This window comes from Streptomyces sp. NPDC008086 (assembly GCF_042957325.1).
Lineage (GTDB): Bacteria > Actinomycetota > Actinomycetes > Streptomycetales > Streptomycetaceae > Streptomyces.
The window spans coordinates 436,246-452,311 of the sequence record NZ_JBIBIA010000007.1 but is presented as its reverse complement, the minus strand read 5'-3'; the positions used below and the strand labels follow the sequence as shown (position 1 = coordinate 452,311).

Genomic DNA, 16,066 nt, shown 5'->3' with positions numbered 1-16,066 from the left:
ACGGCTCGGGCCGAATACACCACAGTCGCACGGGAGTTCGCAGGCGTATCGGCCAATCCACGGCTCAGTCCAGCCGGTCCGCCAGCGCCTGGAACTCGGCCCAGGACAGCTCCGGCTCACCCGCGTCCCACAGCTTCTGCACGGTCGCCCGCAGCGGCATCCGGATGCCGTCCGCGACCTGGGCCTGCGTCTGCGAGTTCGCCAGGTCGCACCAGACCGCGAACGCCCCGCCCAGGATCTGATCGTCGTAGGTGGCCGGCACGGGCGTCGTCCCGCGCAGCACCCGCGGCGTCCACTGCTGGTAGATGCGCTCACCGGTCGGATAGACGAAGGTCTGCGGCTCGCCGAGCACGTAGTAGAGGAACTCGTCGTTGTAGTTGATGACCTTCCGCCCCTCCCTCAGGTACTCCACCGGCAACCGCGCGCCGATCTCCTTGCCCGTCCAGTACGCCACCTGGATGTCCTTGTCCGCCTGGACGGAGGTGTTCCGGAAGAACCCGTCGTTCCAGGCCCGCGGGGTGCGGTCGTGGGCGCGGACGGTGGCGGCGCGGTCGTTGAGCCATCCGGTGGCGAGGTCGGCGACGGTGCCGCCGGAGCCGTAGGCCTCCCGGGCCGCGGCGGCGAGCTGCGGATAGGACGCCTCGGGATTCGAGACCACCAGCGCCTGGTACTCGTCGCCGCCGAGGTGCCACTGGTTCCCGGGGAAGAGCCCGGCGTACTCGTTCAGCAGGTCGTCGACGATCTCGGCGGACTCGGGCTTGGAGATGTCCACGGCGCCCCGGGTCGCGACCCCGTTCACATTGCGCAGTTGCAGATCCGGGTGCGCGGCGATGACGGCGCCCAGATGCCCGGGCGAGTCGATCTCGGGCACCACGGTGATGTGCCGGCTCTCGGCCAGCTCGACGATCTTCTTGACCTGGGCCTTGGTGAGGTGCTGCTGGGACACGATCTCGGGATGCGAGGTGGACTCGATCCGGAACCCCTGGTCGTCGGAGAAGTGCAGCCCCAGCTGGTTGAACTTCAGGTCCCCCAGCTCCCGCACCCGGTCCTCGATCCAGTCCGCGGTGAAATACTTGCGCGCCATGTCGAGCATGAACCCGCGCACCGGCTTGGCCGGCGCGTCCCGCACGACGCCCTCCGGCGCCGTACCCCCGTCGTGGACCTCCTGCTTCAGCGTCCGGGTCCCGTAGAAGACCCCCGCCTGGCCGGGCCCGGATATGGTCACCCGTCCACCGCCCACGGTCATCGAGTACGACTCCGGATCCGCGCCCTTGTCGTCGTTCAGCGCCAGCCGCACGTCGCCGGCCCGCACGTCGTCCTTCTCACCGGCGTACGTCAGTCCCAGCTCACCGGCGATGAGCCGCCCCTCGTCGGCGAGCCCCTTGTCGTTCACGACGACCCGCCCCCCCTTCACGGGACGCCAGCCCGGCCCCCGTGCGGCGGTGTGCGAGGCGACCGCCGGGATCGTCCGCGGGGCCTGCGAGAGCGGATACGACCGAGTGGGTGACGGTGTGGGAGTGGCCGCCCGTCTCGGTGCGGAGGGAGAGGCGGCCTCGGATATGCCCGGTGCCGATCGCCGCTGCTCCGATCCGGTCGGCGCCCCGTCGTCGCCGGTGGCCAGGAGCCCGAGGCTCACCCCGGCCGCGACCGTCACGACGACCACGGCGACGATCAGCACCCACGTCTGCTTCAGCGCCCTCGTGGCCGGGGCCCGGCGCCTGTGCTTGTGCTGGCTCACATCGCCAACCTAGGCCCTGAGAGCTCGGCCCGCCGTCCAGGGAACGTTCCGAAACTCTCCCGTTCGACTGAAATTCGGGCATCCGTCGGACACGTCACGTCCACACTCGGTAACGTGGCGCCACTCCTGCCCCAAGAATCCCCTGTCGAAACCACGTGACGCCCACACACCTTCCTGGCCGAGTCGCCATACCGCCGCTGCCCGAGCAGACCCGAACTCCACCGTCCCCCACAGCGCTGGAGTCCTTCAACACGGCCCCCGCCGACCAGGTCCGACAGACCCTCCTGACCTGCCTGCACAGCCCCCGCTGGGCCGACCGCATCACCGACCACCGCCCCTACCCGGACGTCGACTCGCTACTGGCCGCATCCGACGAGGCGGCCTACGACCTGACCCCGGGCGACCTGACGCGGGCACTGGCAGGAGAAACGTTGCCGGTACTGCCGAAGGGCGCGTACGGGGTGGCGCATACGGCCCTCAGCGCAGCGAGCGCCGCCTACGAGGCCAGATTCGGACACGCTTTCGTCATCTGCGTGCACGACCTCGCACCGAACGAGGCCCTCGACCAGGCCCTCGCCGGCATCCGATCACGATTGACAAACGATCCGGAAGAAGAGCGCGTCGTTGCGGCAGAGGAACTCCGCCGCCTTGCAAGGGCACGGCTGGTGGAGCTACTCAGGGGCGCGGGGAACTGCGCGACCAGCCCAAACGGCGCAGCACCCGGCAGATAACCCACCAGAGCACCCCCTTAGCCGCCAATCCCCCATCCGCGTGCCACATTGATCACATACCCAGCCCCCCGCTAAGCGCCACAGGCAACCGTGGATACGATGCTGAGGGCCGGTGGACCGTACCCGGCCGGGCCCGACCGACAGCACAAGCCGGCTGGCCCCAATCCCCGCTCCCGGAGGAACTTCCGTGCCGGCTGGAACGCTGTACCGCGGCCGGGAAGGAATGTGGTCCTGGGTGGCTCACCGAGTCACCGGCGTCCTCATTTTCTTCTTCCTGTTCGTTCACGTGCTGGACACCGCTCTCGTCCGTGTCTCTCCCGAGGACTACGACAAGGTCGTAGCCACGTACAAGACGCCGATCGTCGCGCTGCTGGAGTACGGCCTCGTCGCCGCCATCCTCTTCCACGCGCTCAACGGCCTGCGCGTCATCGCCGTCGACTTCTGGTCGAAGGGACCGCGCTACCAGAAGCAGATGCTCTGGTCCGTCGTCGGCCTCTGGCTGGTGCTGATGCTCGGGGCGATCTACCCCGTCCTCGGCCACGCCGCTCAGGAACTGTTCGGGAGCTGACGCGTATGTCCACCACTGAGAAGACCGCCACCGGTATCGGCCCGGTCGAGGGCGAGTCCCTCTACAACGTCGACAACCCGGCCCCCTACATCGAGGCGCCGCGCAAGCGCACCAAGAAGACCCCGAAGTCCACGCGGGGCAACTTCGAGATGGCCGCCTGGCTGTTCATGCGCCTGTCCGGCGTCGTGCTGGTCGTCCTGGTCATCGGCCACCTGCTGATCCAGCTGGTGCTGGACGGCGGCGTGTCGAAGATCGGCTTCGCGTTCGTGGCCGGCCGCTGGGCCTCGCCGTTCTGGCAGGTCTGGGACCTGCTGATGCTGTGGCTCGCGATGCTGCACGGCGCCAACGGCCTGCGCACGGTCATCAACGACTACGCGGAGCGCGCGAACACCCGGCTGTGGCTGAAGGGCCTGCTCTACACCGCCACGGTGTTCACCATCCTGCTGGGCACGCTGGTGATCTTCACCTTCGACCCGAACATCCGCTAGGCACGGGGCTGAGGCAACCACCATGAAGATCCACAAGTACGACACCGTCATCGTCGGCGCCGGTGGCGCCGGTATGCGCGCGGCCATCGAGTCCACGAAGCGCAGCCGTACCGCCGTGCTGACCAAGCTGTACCCCACCCGCTCCCACACGGGCGCCGCGCAGGGCGGCATGGCCGCCGCGCTGGCCAACGTGGAGGAGGACAACTGGGAGTGGCACACCTTCGACACGGTCAAGGGCGGTGACTACCTGGTCGACCAGGACGCCGCCGAGATCCTGGCGAAGGAGGCCATCGACTCCGTCCTCGACCTGGAGAAGATGGGCCTGCCGTTCAACCGCACCCCGAACGGCACCATCGACCAGCGCCGCTTCGGCGGTCACAGCCGCAACCACGGCGAGGCGCCGGTGCGCCGGTCCTGCTACGCGGCGGACCGCACCGGCCACATGATCCTCCAGACGCTGTACCAGAACTGCGTGAAGGAGGGCGTGGAGTTCTTCAACGAGTTCTACGTCCTCGACCAGCTGATCACCGAGGTCGACGGCGTCAAGAAGTCCGCCGGTGTCGTGGCCTACGAGCTGGCCACCGGCGAGATCCACGTCTTCCAGGCGAAGGCCGTCATCTACGCGTCCGGCGGCTGCGGCAAGTTCTTCAAGGTGACGTCGAACGCGCACACCCTGACGGGTGACGGCCAGGCGGCCGTGTACCGGCGCGGGCTGCCGCTGGAGGACATGGAGTTCTTCCAGTTCCACCCGACCGGCATCTGGCGCATGGGCATCCTGCTGACGGAGGGCGCCCGCGGTGAGGGCGGCATCCTCCGCAACAAGGACGGCGAGCGCTTCATGGAGAAGTACGCGCCGGTCATGAAGGACCTCGCGTCCCGTGACGTCGTCTCGCGCTCCATCTACACGGAGATCCGCGAGGGCCGGGGTTGCGGTCCCGAGGGCGACCACGTCTACCTCGACCTGACGCACCTTCCGCCGGAGCAGCTGGACGCCAAGCTGCCCGACATCACGGAGTTCGCGCGGACGTACCTCGGTATCGAGCCGTACACGGACCCGATCCCGATCCAGCCCACCGCGCACTACGCCATGGGCGGCATCCCGACGAACGTCGAGGGTGAGGTCCTCAGCGACAACACGACCGTGGTTCCGGGCCTGTACGCGGCCGGCGAGGTCGCCTGTGTGTCCGTGCACGGCGCCAACCGCCTCGGCACCAACTCGCTGCTGGACATCAACGTCTTCGGCCGTCGGGCCGGCATCGCGGCCGCGGAGTACAGCCAGAAGGCCGACTTCGTGGAGCTGCCGGAGAACCCGGCGGAGCTGGTGCTCGAGCAGGTCGAGCGGCTGCGCACCTCCACCGGCACCGAGCGCGTGGCGACCCTGCGCAAGGAGCTCCAGGAGACCATGGACGCCAACGTCATGGTGTTCCGCACGGAGCAGACCATCAAGACGGCGGTCGAGAAGATCGCGGAGCTGCGCGAGCGCTACCGGAACGTCTCGATCCAGGACAAGGGCAAGCGGTTCAACACGGACCTGCTGGAGGCCATCGAGCTGGGCAACCTGCTCGACCTGGCCGAGGTCATGGCCGTCTCCGCCCTGGCCCGCAAGGAGTCCCGCGGCGGCCACTACCGCGAGGACTACCCGAACCGCGACGACGTCAACTTCATGCGCCACACCATGGCGTACCGCGAGGTCGGCGACGACGGCACGGAGTCCATTCGTCTCGACTACAAGCCGGTCGTCCAGACCCGCTACCAGCCGATGGAGCGTAAGTACTGATGGCTACCCCCGTTATGGACAAGGTGGAGGCCGAGTCCGCCGCGTCTCCCTACATCACGGTCACCTTCCGGGTCCGCCGCTTCAACCCGGAGGTCTCGGCCGAGGCCACCTGGGAAGACTTCCAGCTGGAGATCGACCCGAAGGAACGCGTCCTCGACGGCCTCCACAAGATCAAGTGGGACCTGGACGGCACGCTGACCTTCCGCCGCTCCTGTGCCCACGGCATCTGCGGCTCCGACGCGATGCGGATCAACGGCAAGAACCGCCTCGCGTGCAAGACGCTGATCAAGGACATCAACCCCGAGAAGCCGATCACGGTCGAGCCCATCAAGGGCCTCACGGTCCTGAAGGACCTCGTGGTCGACATGGAGCCGTTCTTCCAGGCGTACCGCGACGTCATGCCCTTCCTCATCACGAAGGACACGAACGAGCCGACGCGTGAGCGTTTCCAGACGGCCGAGGACCGCGAGCGCTTCGACGACACGACGAAGTGCATCCTGTGCGCCGCCTGCACCTCCTCGTGCCCGGTGTTCTGGAACGACGGCCAGTACTTCGGCCCGGCCGCCATCGTCAACGCGCACCGCTTCATCTTCGACTCGCGTGACGAGGCCGGCGAGCAGCGGCTGGAGATCCTCAACGACAAGGACGGCGTCTGGCGCTGCCGCACGACCTTCAACTGCACGGACGCCTGCCCGCGCGGTATCGAGGTCACGAAGGCCATCGCCGAGGTGAAGAAGGCGCTGATCACGCGCCGCTTCTGAGCGCTGTTCCCCTTCTACGGTGAGGTGGCCCCGTTTCCCGGATGCGCAACCGGGAAACGGGGCCCTTGCTGTCCCACCCACCTCACCCCCGCCGTGCCGCTCCTCGATGCCTGTGGCCTGAAAGGCAGTTGAGGTATGTGGGTTGTCGCGGGCATCCAGGTGGAACTCCACGCACTGCCACCTCGCGGCCGTGGCCGGTGCCGAGGTCTTCCAGGACGTCCAGTCGCCCGTGGGGCCGAGGTCGGAGTTCGGATGGACGACATCGCGGTGAGCACGCGACGGATCGGCGGCTGCGGGGGCTGAGGGTCAGGAGCGCTCCGGCGTGTACTCGAACAGGGCGGGCAGGCCTTCACGATCGGACGACGACTCCATCGACATGACGACCCGTCGGCCGCACGCGTCGCCCACCCGCCTCATGAACGTCTCCACGACGGAGACCTCCGCCGCCCCCACGACGTCGGCGGGATCGAAGGTGAACTCGATCTCCGAAGAGTCGAAGAAGTAGCTGGTGAACCAGATGCCGTCGATCCGGACGGAGAAGGCCGCCGAGTCCTGGCCGCCCTCCTCCAGCGCGGCGAACAGTGCCGCGGCGCCGGAGCGGAGCAGGGCGTCCCCGAGGGGATGCGTGGTCGAGAAGGCGACCTCCCATGCCGACTCCGTCAACGCGGAGATCACCCGGTCCCAGTCCTCGACCTCGACGGAGAGGACCCACACGTCGCGCAAGGCTCCGTCCACCACGAAGATCTCGTGGTCGGACAACGGGACGCCCCGCTTCACGGGGGCGGTCACAGCTGACTCACGATCGTCGGGTCCGTGATCTTCAGGTCGTCGGCCAGCATCATCGCCTTGCTGAGGATCACCGCCAGCATCCGGTCGCCCTCGTACGGCAGGTAACCGGCTTGCGGGGCGCCCGGGTTGGACTTGGGGACGATGCACAGGTACCGGTCGGCCGGGGTCATGAGGACGTTGCCCGAGCCGAGGTGGATCTTGTACGTGTGCCGCTCGCCCCTCACCTGCAGGAAGCGGCCCTCGATCGTGCAGCGGTCGGCGATCCTCAGCCGCGGTATCAGGCGTTCGAGCAGGCCCCGGCGGATCTCCGCGCTCACGCCCAGTTCACCGAAGCCGTACGACGTCCAGTAGTCGCGGAAGCGTCCGTCCGGGCCCCCGTCCTGCCATGTCGGGTCATTGCCGACGCTCGCCACGCCGACGAACAGGTCCACGTCGCGCAGGACTTCGGAGAGCACCAGGGGCGGGATGTCCGTCAGGGGCAGCGGCTCGACCGGGTCGGCGCCGTCGCGCAGCCACATGCGGTACTCACCGCCGCAGCAGTGCGCCGAGTTGTGCGGGGCGTCGATCGGGTAGAAGCGGACCTGGTCGGTGCGCAGGCGCAGGAAGCTGCCGGAGTCGCTGATGTCGTCGTGGTCCTCGCCGCCGTCGCCCGTGATCCAGTACTCGGCGCGCAGACCCCACTGCGGCAGTTCCCGTACGGCGGGCGGCGCCTCGTCGTCGACGGCCAGGCGCAGCTTGTCGTGCCAGCCCCGGAGCGCGGCCAGGGAGTGGAACTGGTGCTGGCGCAGGACGTGCGCGGCGAAGCGGTTGGAGTACGTGCCCGTCGCCCGCTCGGCGTCCGTGAGCAGGTACACCTCGCGGTGGGCCTGCTTGAAGGGCTGGGTGACGCCGTGCCGCTCCAGCCAGTCGCGCCAGGCGACGATCTCGGCTGGTTCATGGCCGACCGGGTGCCAGAGCTCGACCCGGGTCCCGTCGGTCACCGGTGTGTCGGCCAGTGTCCGCAGCTCGCCGTGCGCGTACCCGACGGTGGTGCCGTCGACCGTCCACAGGAGACGGCGGGCCAGGGAACCGACCAGGGGGTGGTCGAGGTGGCGCTCACGCCAGGCGGCGTACGGCCAGGTGCGGCGGGCCAGGAACTGGCGGTCCAGGCGCTCGCTCTGGGCCGTGAGCATCTTGTCGATGTCCTTGACCGCCGCCTTGAGCTCCTTCAGCTCGTCGGCGTGGTCGCGGCGTACGGCGGCGGGGACGCTCTTCACCGCCTTGCCGCTCGCGTTGCGCCAGCTCAGCACCGCCTTGGAGCCGTGGACCTCGAGCTGGGCCGTGACCTCGCCGAACCGGTGCTCGGCGCGGCCCACCTCGGTCAGGCCGTATGCCGGTACGGCCAGTTCCTCGACCTCCTCGCGGGCCAGGCCCAGCGCCTGGGCGCGGGCGTCCAGCTCGGTGTTGAGGACCTTGAGGGTGCCCTTGAAGGTGACTCGGGTGGCGAGGCGGGCCAGTTCGGCGAGGGCCGCCTCGGCGTCGACGCGGGCCAGTGCGATGACCGCGGCGTTGGCGACCTTGGGGTTCACGGGTCCGAGGCCCGGGACCTTGCGCAGGGACGTCTCGGCGAGGGCGCCCAGGGTGCGGGCGGTCTCGGGGTGCGCGGGCAGGAGGGAGAGCAGCCAGGCGAGGCCGCGCAACGCGTCGGCGTTGTACGGGTCGTAGGTGGCGTTGGGGTCGGGCCCGTAGCGCGGGGCGAGCAGTGGGCTGGTGCGCGGCCGGCCGGCCCGCCGGAGCCAGGACAGCAGCCGCTCCCGCACCGCGTCGGTGTCGGCGCCCGTCTCCGCGTCCAGCGCCGCGATCAGGGCGCGGCCTGCCTTGTCCCACTTCGCGGAGGGGCGGGCGCTGGTCGCGGTGGCCGCGTGGGCGAGGAGCCGCCGCCAGTCCTCGCCGAGCTCGGCCACCTCGGCGAGGGCCCGGTCGGACCAGGCCTCGCCCGGGTTCACCGGGGGTCCGTCCAGCCGCGCCACCAGTCCCCCCAGACGCTTCTTGCCGTTCCACACGGTCAGACACGAGCGGCGGATCACGGCGACGAACTCGCCGGACAGCTCCCGCCCGTCGGCGAGTTCCTGGTCGACGAGCCGGGCGAGCCCGTCCGGGTCGTGATGGACGTCCTGGCAGGCGATCAGGCTGATCAGCGCGGCGCGCGTGGCGGCCGGTTGTCCCTCGGTGGCGGCCCGCATCATCCGGAAGCTGTTGAGCAGGTCCACCACATGGCGGCGCCCGACGGCGCCGGGCGCCAGCTCGTGGTACCGGGTGGCCAGCGCGTGCAGCAGCCGTGCCTGGAAGGCGGTGTCCGCGGCATAGACGGCTTCGGCGACCTTGTGGCCGTCCCGTCGCCACTTGCCGTCGGTCAGCGCGAAGAGCCCGAGCAGTTCGGGGACGAGCCGCTCGGCGTCCTCCGCCTCGATCAGGGCGAGGGCCTCGTCGACCAGCTGGACGTGTTCGGGTGCCATGGCGACCATCAGCCACCCACCAGCGGGACGAGCTTGAGGAACGTGATCTCGGTGGCCGGGGCGAGCTCGATCTCGTCGTCGAGGTCGGTGAGCTGACGGTCCCCCACGAGCACGAGGAAGCCGTTGCCCGTGAAGGCCCGCAGCGCGAGCTCGGTCTGTGCTTCGGGGTCCAGCCTGCGGGCCGTGCGCATCGCGTACCCGTTCAGCACGCGCTCGGCGTCCCGCGGCCGCACGAGGCCCTGGAACACCTCCGGCGTACGCGCGTTGTACTCGGCGACCTCCTGGAAGACCCGGCGCCGGATCAGCTCGCGCACGGTGAGCCGCTCCTCGGCGATCTCCAGCCCCCAGCAGTCGCCGCGGCTCCCGCTTGTCGTCTCGTCGACGAACGTCACGATTCCCATGACGACGACAGTACGAGCCGCCACTGACAATCACCGGATCCGGCCGATCATCGCCTTACTCTGACGACATGTCAGATGACGAGTCGTACGAACTGCTCGGGTTCGACCACGTGCTGTTGCCGGTCGGCGACCTCGGCGAGGCCGTCCGTTTCTACGAGCGCGCCGGGTTCGCGGTCGGGTTCCGGCTCGACGAGGCCGGGATCGCGCTGCTGAAGGTCGGGGGTGAGACGCCCGGCATCCTGCTGCGCGCCGAGGACGCCATGGGACACCGGTCGCCCCCCTGGCCCTCCCCTCGCGTGTGGCTGGAGGTGCCGGACGCGCGGAGGGCGGCGCGGGCGCTGCGCGACGCGGGCATCGAGCCGCTCGACGAGCCCTTCTCCGGCGCCACCGGGTGGACCGTCGAGATCGCCGACCCGTGGGGCAACGTCACCGGGTTCACGGACTACTCCAAGCGGCCGGAGCTCGGGCGCAGGCCCTGACGCCACCCTGACGCCACGTCGGCGGTCGGCGTGACGGAGGCCTCACCGACGTTGAGTTGAACATGTTCAAAGGCAAGGTCTAGAGTCTCCCTCGTCAGCGTTTTGAACGTGTTCAAGAAGAGGGGGCGTCATGGACCGCACGGTCATCGCCTACGTCATCTACCTGGTTGTCAGCATCGCCCTGACCATCTGGGTGGCCCGCACGCTCAGCCGCAACGGGCGGATCTTCCTCGCCGACGTGCTGCGCGGGAACGAGAAGCTCGCCGACGCCGTGAACCATCTGCTCGTGGTCGGCTTCTACCTCGTCAACCTCGGCTTCGTCGCGCTGTATCTGGGCGACGACGACACCGTGCTCGACACGCGCGGGATCTTCGAGGCCCTGTCGACCAAGCTCGGCGTGGTGCTGCTCGTGCTCGGCGTGATGCACCTGGGCAACGTCTACGTGCTCAACAAGATCCGGCGGCGCGGTGTGATGGAGCGCGAGCAGGTGCCGCCGGTCGCACCGCAGGGCTGGATCGCTCCGTCGGCCGGGGCGTGACCCGGTGTCCGGTACGACAGCGGGCAGGGCGGCCGGTGTGACGGTCGGGACGGGGTCCGGCACGGCGGCCGGCGTCGCGGTGCGGCGGCTCACCGTCCTCTACGACGCCCAGTGCTCCCTGTGCGCCTTCCTGCGGGACTGGCTCGTACGGCAGCCGCAGTTGGTGCCGTTGGAGCTGGTCCCGGCCGGGTCCGACGAGGCCCGGCGGCGCCACCCCGGCCTCGACCACGCGGCCACCCTCGACGAGATCACCGTCGTCGGCGACGCGGGGCAGGTCTACCGGGGCGGGGCCGCCTGGATCGTCACGCTGTGGGCGCTGCGCGAGCACCGGGGACTGGCGCATCGTCTCAGCACCCCGGCCGGGGCGATGCTCGCCAAGGGGGCCGTGCTCGCCGCCGCCAAGTGGCGCGGGGCGCAGGGGAAAGCGGCGCAGTGGCGCGGGGCGCGACAGGGCGGGGCGCAGTGGAACGCGGCGCAGTGGGGCGGGCGGGCCTATCGGCGGGGGGACGGGTGGTCGTACGACCCGGGTCGGGGCTGGACGTACGACGCGCCGGGCTGCGAGGGCGGTTCCTGCGCCACGGGGTGAGGCCGTCGTCGAGCTGCCGTCAGGCCCTGCCCAAGGCACCCAATTCGTCCTGAACGGCTCGCTTTCGAACCTCGTTTTGGCATGCGCCCTTCCAAAACGGTGCTCGGGTTGGCACGCTGCCTCCCGGTTCTCCACTCCGCACTCGCATCGACCGTCTGTCGTCCGCCGGGCGGCGCCGACCCGGTGGCGCCCGGTCCCCCCATCGCAGAAGGAGTACGCGTGAGAGGCATACCCGGCGTCACCCGCACACCCCGTCCCCTCCTCGGCACCCTGGTCGGCGTCACCGCGCTGCTCACCGCGGGCGCCCTCGCCACACCGGCGAGCGCCGCGCCGAGGCCCGACACCGCGACCGGCGTCAGCTCGGTCCCGGCCGACGCGCAGCGCCAGGCCCGCGAGTTCTGGACACCGGAACGGATGCGCGCGGCGACCCCGCTCGACCTGGTGACCGTCGACGGTCACCACGACGGCGGTTCGGCTCCCCTCAAGGGCATCGCGACCAAGGTCGCGCCCACCGCCCCGGCGGGCGACGTGGCCGGAGCCGTCGGGGCGGTCGGAAAGGCCGTCTCCGACGTCGGCCTGATGGCCTTCCCGAACGGCGGCGGTCAGTGGAGCGGCGGCGGTGCGGTCGTCTCCACGGCCGGCCGCGTGTTCTTCACCTACCAGGGCCGTACGGCGTCCTGTTCCGGCAACGCCGTCACCAGCTCCAACAAGAGCACCGTCATCACGGCGGGCCACTGCGTGAAGCTGGAGGGCGCCTGGCACACCGACTGGGTCTTCGTGCCCGGCTACCACGACGGACAGGCCCCCTACGGCCGCTGGACGGCGTCGAAGACCCTGTCCACCCCGCAGTGGACGGCGAGCGAGGACATTAACTACGACGTCGGCGCGGCGGTCGTCGCCCCGCTGGACGGCAAACTGCTGACGGACGTGGTCGGCGGGCAGGGGCTGGCCTTCAACACCGGCTACAACCTGCGCATGTACTCGTTCGGCTTCCCGGCCGCCGCCCCGTACGACGGCGAGAAGTTCATCTACTGCTCCGGCACCACCAACCGGGACTTCCTGCTCTCCGACGACCACGGCATGAACTGCAACATGACGGGCGGCGCCAGCGGGGGCCCCTGGTTCACGCAGTTCGACGAGGCCACCGGCAAGGGCTTGCTGTCCTCGGTGAACAGCTTCAAGTACAACTTCCTGCCGAACCGGATGTACGGCCCGTACTTCGGCGCCGACGCCCAGAACCTGTACCAGACGGCACAGACCTCCTGACCGCCGGCCGAATCACCACTCGTTAGGCTCTCGTTCCGTGCCCTCGAAGAACGACAGCCCTGAGCAGGGCGACACGCCCAGCAAGTCCGAGCAGACCCGCGCGCTGATCCTGGAGACCGCCATGCGGCTCTTCCAGGAGCGCGGCTACGACAAGACGACGATGCGGGCCATCGCCCAGGAGGCCGGGGTCTCGGTAGGAAACGCGTACTACTACTTCGAGGGCAAGGAACACCTGATCCAGGGCTTCTACGACCGGATCGCCGCCGAGCACCAGGCGGCGATCCGGGACGTCCTGGCCCGCGAGACCGACCTGGAGGCGCGGCTCGCGGGTGTGCTGAAGGTGTGGCTGGACATCGCGACGCCGTACCACGAGTTCGCCGTGCAGTTCTTCAAGAACGCCGCCGACCCCGACAGCCCGCTCAGCCCCTTCTCGGCGGAGTCCGAGCACGCGCGCGTGGAGGCCATCGAGGTCCATCGGCAGGTGCTGGCGGGCGCGACGCGGACGAAGGTGCCCGAGGAGCTGCGGGACGTGCTGCCGGAGTTGATGTGGCTCTCCCAGATGGGGCTCGTCCTGTACTGGATCTTCGACCGCACCGAGGGCCGCGAGCGCAGCTACCGGCTGGCCGAGCGGGGCGCACGGCTGACCGCGCGGGGTGTCGCCCTGGCGCGGTTCCGGGTGCTGCGGCCGCTGGTGCGCGAGGTGCACGAGCTGTTCACGGACTTCCTGCCCGGGATGACGAACGCGCTGCCGGATCCGGCGAAGGACAAGGAGAGCAAGAGGGGCGGCGGGAAGGCCGGCGGGAAAGCGGACGGAAGGACGGGCGCGCAGGGGGGCGGGCAAGGGGCGCCCGCCGAGGACGAGCGCCCCTGAAAAGCCTCCGTCTGACCGTCAGTTGACGGCGTCCACCTCACCGTCGGCCAGCTCGACGTCGTACACGAGCGGCCCGTCCGCCACGACCACCTGGGCCGCCCGGGACCCGTACGACTCGGCGGTGACCGCCAGCAGATACGTTCCCGGCGCCGGTACCGCGACGATGTACGAGCCGTCGGCCAGGGACGTCACCCGGTCGACCCGGCGCCCGCCCTTCGTCAGCAGCGTCACCGCCGCGCCGTCGACCGGGTCGCCGTCGGCGGTGCGGACGAACCCGTGGACGACCGACGCCCGGCCCGGCACGACCGGCTCCTCCTCGGCCGCCGACGCCTCCTCCCTGGGCTCGACCGCGAGATGCGGCAGCCGCTTCTCCAGCCAGTCCGGCAGCCACCAGTTCGACCGGCCGAGCATGTGCATCGCGGCCGGCACCAGCGCCGTACGCAGGATGAACGCGTCCAGGGCGACCGCCGCCGCGAGGCCGATGCCCGCCATCGCGCCCTCCATGTCGCCGCTCAGCACGAACGCGCTGAACACACAGATCATGATCAGGGCCGCCGAGTTGATGACCCGGCTGGTCTCCGCGAGGCCGACGCGCACCGCGCGCGCGTTGTCCTTCGTGTGGACCCACTCCTCGTGCATCCGGCTCACCAGGAACACCTGGTAGTCCATGGAGAGGCCGAACAGCAGGGACAGCATGATGACCGGCAGGAACGACGTGATCGGCCCCTCCTTGCCGATCCCGAGCAGTTCGGTGCCCCAGCCCCACTGGAAGATCGCCACCAGGACGCCGAAGGACGCGGCGGCCGCGATGAGGTTCATCAGCGCCGCCGTCAGCGGCACCACCAGCGAGCGGAACGCCACCAGCAGGAGCAGGAAGCCGAGCGCGATGATCGTCGCCACGAAGTACGGCAGCCGGTCGCCGGTCACCGACGCGAAGTCCTTGAAGACCGCCGTCACGCCGCCGACATGGGCCTCGGCGCCCGACCGCGGGATCACGTCGTCGCGCAGCCGGTCGATCAGCCGGTCCGTCTCCTCGGACTGGGGCGAGGTCGTCGGTACGACCTGGATGACCGTGACGCCGTTCGCGGGCGGCACGGCGGCCACCTGGGCGACGCCCTCGGTGGCGCGGATGCCGTCGACCAGACCCGCGGGGGCGTCGCCGTCGACGACGACCTGGAGCGGGCCGTTGACGCCCGGCCCGAATCCCTCGGCGAGCAGGTCGTAGGCCTGCCGGGTGGTGGTCGACTCCTGGTGGTTGCCCTGGTCGGTGGCGCCGAGACGCAGCGAAAGCACGGGGATCGCGAGGACCGCCATGACGACGACGGCCAAGGCCGCGATCGGCCGCGGGCGCCTTTGGACATACGCCGACCAGCGCGCCGCCGGTCCGCTCGCCTCCGCCGGCTCCGGTCCCGCCGCGGCGAGCCGGCGTCGCTGCCGGCGGCTGAGCACCCGCGTGCCGAGCAGGCCGAGGAGAGCGGGCAGCAGGGTGATCGCGGCGAGCACGCTCAGGATGACGGTGAGCGAGGTCGCGACGACCACGCCGTCCAGGAACCGCATGTTCATCACCAGCATCCCGGCGAGCGCGATGCAGACCGTGCCGCCCGCGAACAGCACCGCGCGCCCCGAGGTGTTGAGGGCCGTCACGGCCGCCTCCTCGGGCTTCATCCCGCGCAGGATGCCGCGCCGATGCCGGGTGACGATGAACAGGGCGTAGTCGATGCCGACGCCGAGGCCGATCAACGAGCCGAGCAGCGGGGCCACTTCTGGCACGTCCGTGACATGGCTCATCAGCATGGTCGCGATCATTCCGGTGCCGACGCCCGCGACGGCCACGACGATCGGCAGCAGCATCGCGAAGAGCGAGCCGAAGGCCAGGAACAGCACGACCGCCGCCGCGAGGATGCCGACCGCCTCCGCCGTGCCCTGCGGCGGCTCCTGGGTGCGGGCGATCGCCTGACCGCCCAGCTCGACCTGGAGACCGCCCCGTTCGGCGGCCTGTGCCGTGTCGACGACGTCCTCGACCAGCTCCATGGGGACGGCGTTGGCCTGCTCGGTGAACGTGATCTGGGCGTACGCGATCCGCCCGTCCCGGCTGATCTGCGCGGCCCCTTGCGCCGCGTACGGGTCGGCGACCTCGCCGACCCCCTCCATCCGCCCGATCTCCACCAGCGCGGGCTCGATCAGGGACCGTACGGACTCGTCCCGTACCGATCCGTCGTCCACCTTCCACACCACCGTGTCGGTGTCGCCCGCGCGCTCCGGGAAGGCCTTCTCCATCAGGTCGTACGCGGTCGCGGAGTCCGTGTCCGGGAGGGAGAAGACGTTCGCGTAGTTCGTGCCGGCGGCGGAACTCGCCGCGCCCAGGCCGAACAGCGCCCCCAACCACAGCAACAGGACCACCAGCCGGTGCCGATAGCACCACCGTGCCAATGTCGCCACGCTCAACGCTCCTTATTCGGTTCGGTCGGTCCCCCAGGTCCTGGGCAACAGGATTGGGCGCGGCACGCGCGCGTGGCAGGCGACGGCCATGACTCTCAAGGAACTCCAAAGGGCGAACCCGCCCGACTGTCAGTGGCCC

15 protein-coding genes are annotated in these 16,066 nt (G+C 70.1%); 10 read left to right on the top strand and 5 right to left on the bottom strand.

The features are described 5' to 3' along the window. Positions 1–64: 64 nt before the first annotated feature. The gene (locus ACFZBP_RS26595) at positions 65–1,678 is read right to left on the bottom strand and encodes a family 20 glycosylhydrolase (RefSeq protein WP_391416904.1); all 1,614 of its coding nucleotides are present in this window, start codon (positions 1,676–1,678) and stop codon (positions 65–67) included. A 215-nt stretch (positions 1,679–1,893) separates the two neighbouring features. Here ACFZBP_RS26595 and ACFZBP_RS26590 point away from each other — a divergent pair, with 215 nt between their 5' ends. The 5 genes from ACFZBP_RS26590 (at position 1,894) to ACFZBP_RS26570 (ending at position 6,063) form a co-directional block, all read left to right on the top strand. Then, entirely contained in the window at positions 1,894–2,469 is a 576-nt protein-coding gene (locus ACFZBP_RS26590; protein ID WP_391416648.1) for a 2-oxo-4-hydroxy-4-carboxy-5-ureidoimidazoline decarboxylase, read from the top strand. A gap of 187 nt (positions 2,470–2,656) precedes the next feature. Then, positions 2,657–3,037, top strand: coding sequence for a succinate dehydrogenase, cytochrome b556 subunit (sdhC, locus tag ACFZBP_RS26585; protein ID WP_079056196.1), 381 nt, complete (start codon positions 2,657–2,659; stop codon positions 3,035–3,037). A 5-nt stretch (positions 3,038–3,042) separates the two neighbouring features. Beyond that, positions 3,043–3,525, top strand: a complete 483-nt coding sequence (locus ACFZBP_RS26580) for a succinate dehydrogenase hydrophobic membrane anchor subunit (protein WP_062721899.1) — start codon at positions 3,043–3,045, stop codon at positions 3,523–3,525. Between the two features lie 22 nt (positions 3,526–3,547). Then, a complete protein-coding gene (sdhA, locus tag ACFZBP_RS26575; RefSeq protein ID WP_391416644.1) occupies positions 3,548–5,302 on the top strand; it encodes a succinate dehydrogenase flavoprotein subunit in 1,755 nt (584 codons plus the stop codon). After that, positions 5,302–6,063 (top strand): succinate dehydrogenase iron-sulfur subunit, encoded by a 762-nt coding sequence (locus tag ACFZBP_RS26570; RefSeq protein WP_190072415.1) that lies wholly within the window; start codon positions 5,302–5,304, stop codon positions 6,061–6,063. The genes sdhA and ACFZBP_RS26570 overlap by 1 nt, the downstream gene beginning before the upstream one ends. Positions 6,064–6,369: 306 nt before the next feature. Here the strand turns inward: ACFZBP_RS26570 and ACFZBP_RS26565 are convergent, their stop codons facing one another. The 3 genes from ACFZBP_RS26565 to ACFZBP_RS26555 are packed head-to-tail and all read right to left on the bottom strand — an operon-like array spanning position 6,370 to position 9,748. Further along, positions 6,370–6,852, bottom strand: coding sequence for a hypothetical protein (locus ACFZBP_RS26565; RefSeq protein ID WP_391416642.1), 483 nt, complete (start codon positions 6,850–6,852; stop codon positions 6,370–6,372). Then, positions 6,849–9,347 carry a DUF4132 domain-containing protein gene (locus ACFZBP_RS26560; RefSeq protein WP_391416640.1) on the bottom strand — a complete coding sequence of 833 codons (2,499 nt, stop codon included), beginning with the start codon at positions 9,345–9,347 and terminating at the stop codon, positions 6,849–6,851. Before ACFZBP_RS26560 ends, ACFZBP_RS26565 begins: the two co-directional genes overlap by 4 nt. 8 nt (positions 9,348–9,355) lie before the next feature. Then, a complete protein-coding gene (locus tag ACFZBP_RS26555; RefSeq protein WP_391416638.1) occupies positions 9,356–9,748 on the bottom strand; it encodes a hypothetical protein in 393 nt (130 codons plus the stop codon). A 68-nt stretch (positions 9,749–9,816) separates the two neighbouring features. Between ACFZBP_RS26555 and ACFZBP_RS26550 the strand changes: the two genes are divergently transcribed. From ACFZBP_RS26550 to ACFZBP_RS26530, 5 genes are all read left to right on the top strand, one after another. Continuing rightward, the gene (locus ACFZBP_RS26550; RefSeq protein WP_383455807.1) at positions 9,817–10,227 is read left to right on the top strand and encodes a VOC family protein; all 411 of its coding nucleotides are present in this window, start codon (positions 9,817–9,819) and stop codon (positions 10,225–10,227) included. Between the two features lie 130 nt (positions 10,228–10,357). Next, positions 10,358–10,765, top strand: coding sequence for a hypothetical protein (locus ACFZBP_RS26545; RefSeq protein ID WP_383455809.1), 408 nt, complete (start codon positions 10,358–10,360; stop codon positions 10,763–10,765). A 37-nt stretch (positions 10,766–10,802) separates the two neighbouring features. Continuing rightward, the gene (locus tag ACFZBP_RS26540; protein ID WP_391416902.1) at positions 10,803–11,351 is read left to right on the top strand and encodes a DCC1-like thiol-disulfide oxidoreductase family protein; all 549 of its coding nucleotides are present in this window, start codon (positions 10,803–10,805) and stop codon (positions 11,349–11,351) included. Between the two features lie 219 nt (positions 11,352–11,570). Next, positions 11,571–12,617: a trypsin-like serine peptidase gene (locus ACFZBP_RS26535; RefSeq protein ID WP_391416636.1), complete on the top strand. Its 1,047-nt coding sequence runs from the start codon at positions 11,571–11,573 to the stop codon at positions 12,615–12,617. 37 nt (positions 12,618–12,654) lie between these two features. Beyond that, positions 12,655–13,488, top strand: a complete 834-nt coding sequence (locus tag ACFZBP_RS26530; RefSeq protein WP_391416634.1) for a TetR family transcriptional regulator — start codon at positions 12,655–12,657, stop codon at positions 13,486–13,488. An 18-nt stretch (positions 13,489–13,506) separates the two neighbouring features. On the opposite strand, the gene ACFZBP_RS26525 is transcribed toward ACFZBP_RS26530, so the two are convergent. Beyond that, on the bottom strand, positions 13,507–15,918 hold the full coding sequence (locus ACFZBP_RS26525; protein ID WP_391416900.1) for an MMPL family transporter: 2,412 nt from the start codon (positions 15,916–15,918) through the stop codon (positions 13,507–13,509). Positions 15,919–16,066: the final 148 nt, after the last annotated feature.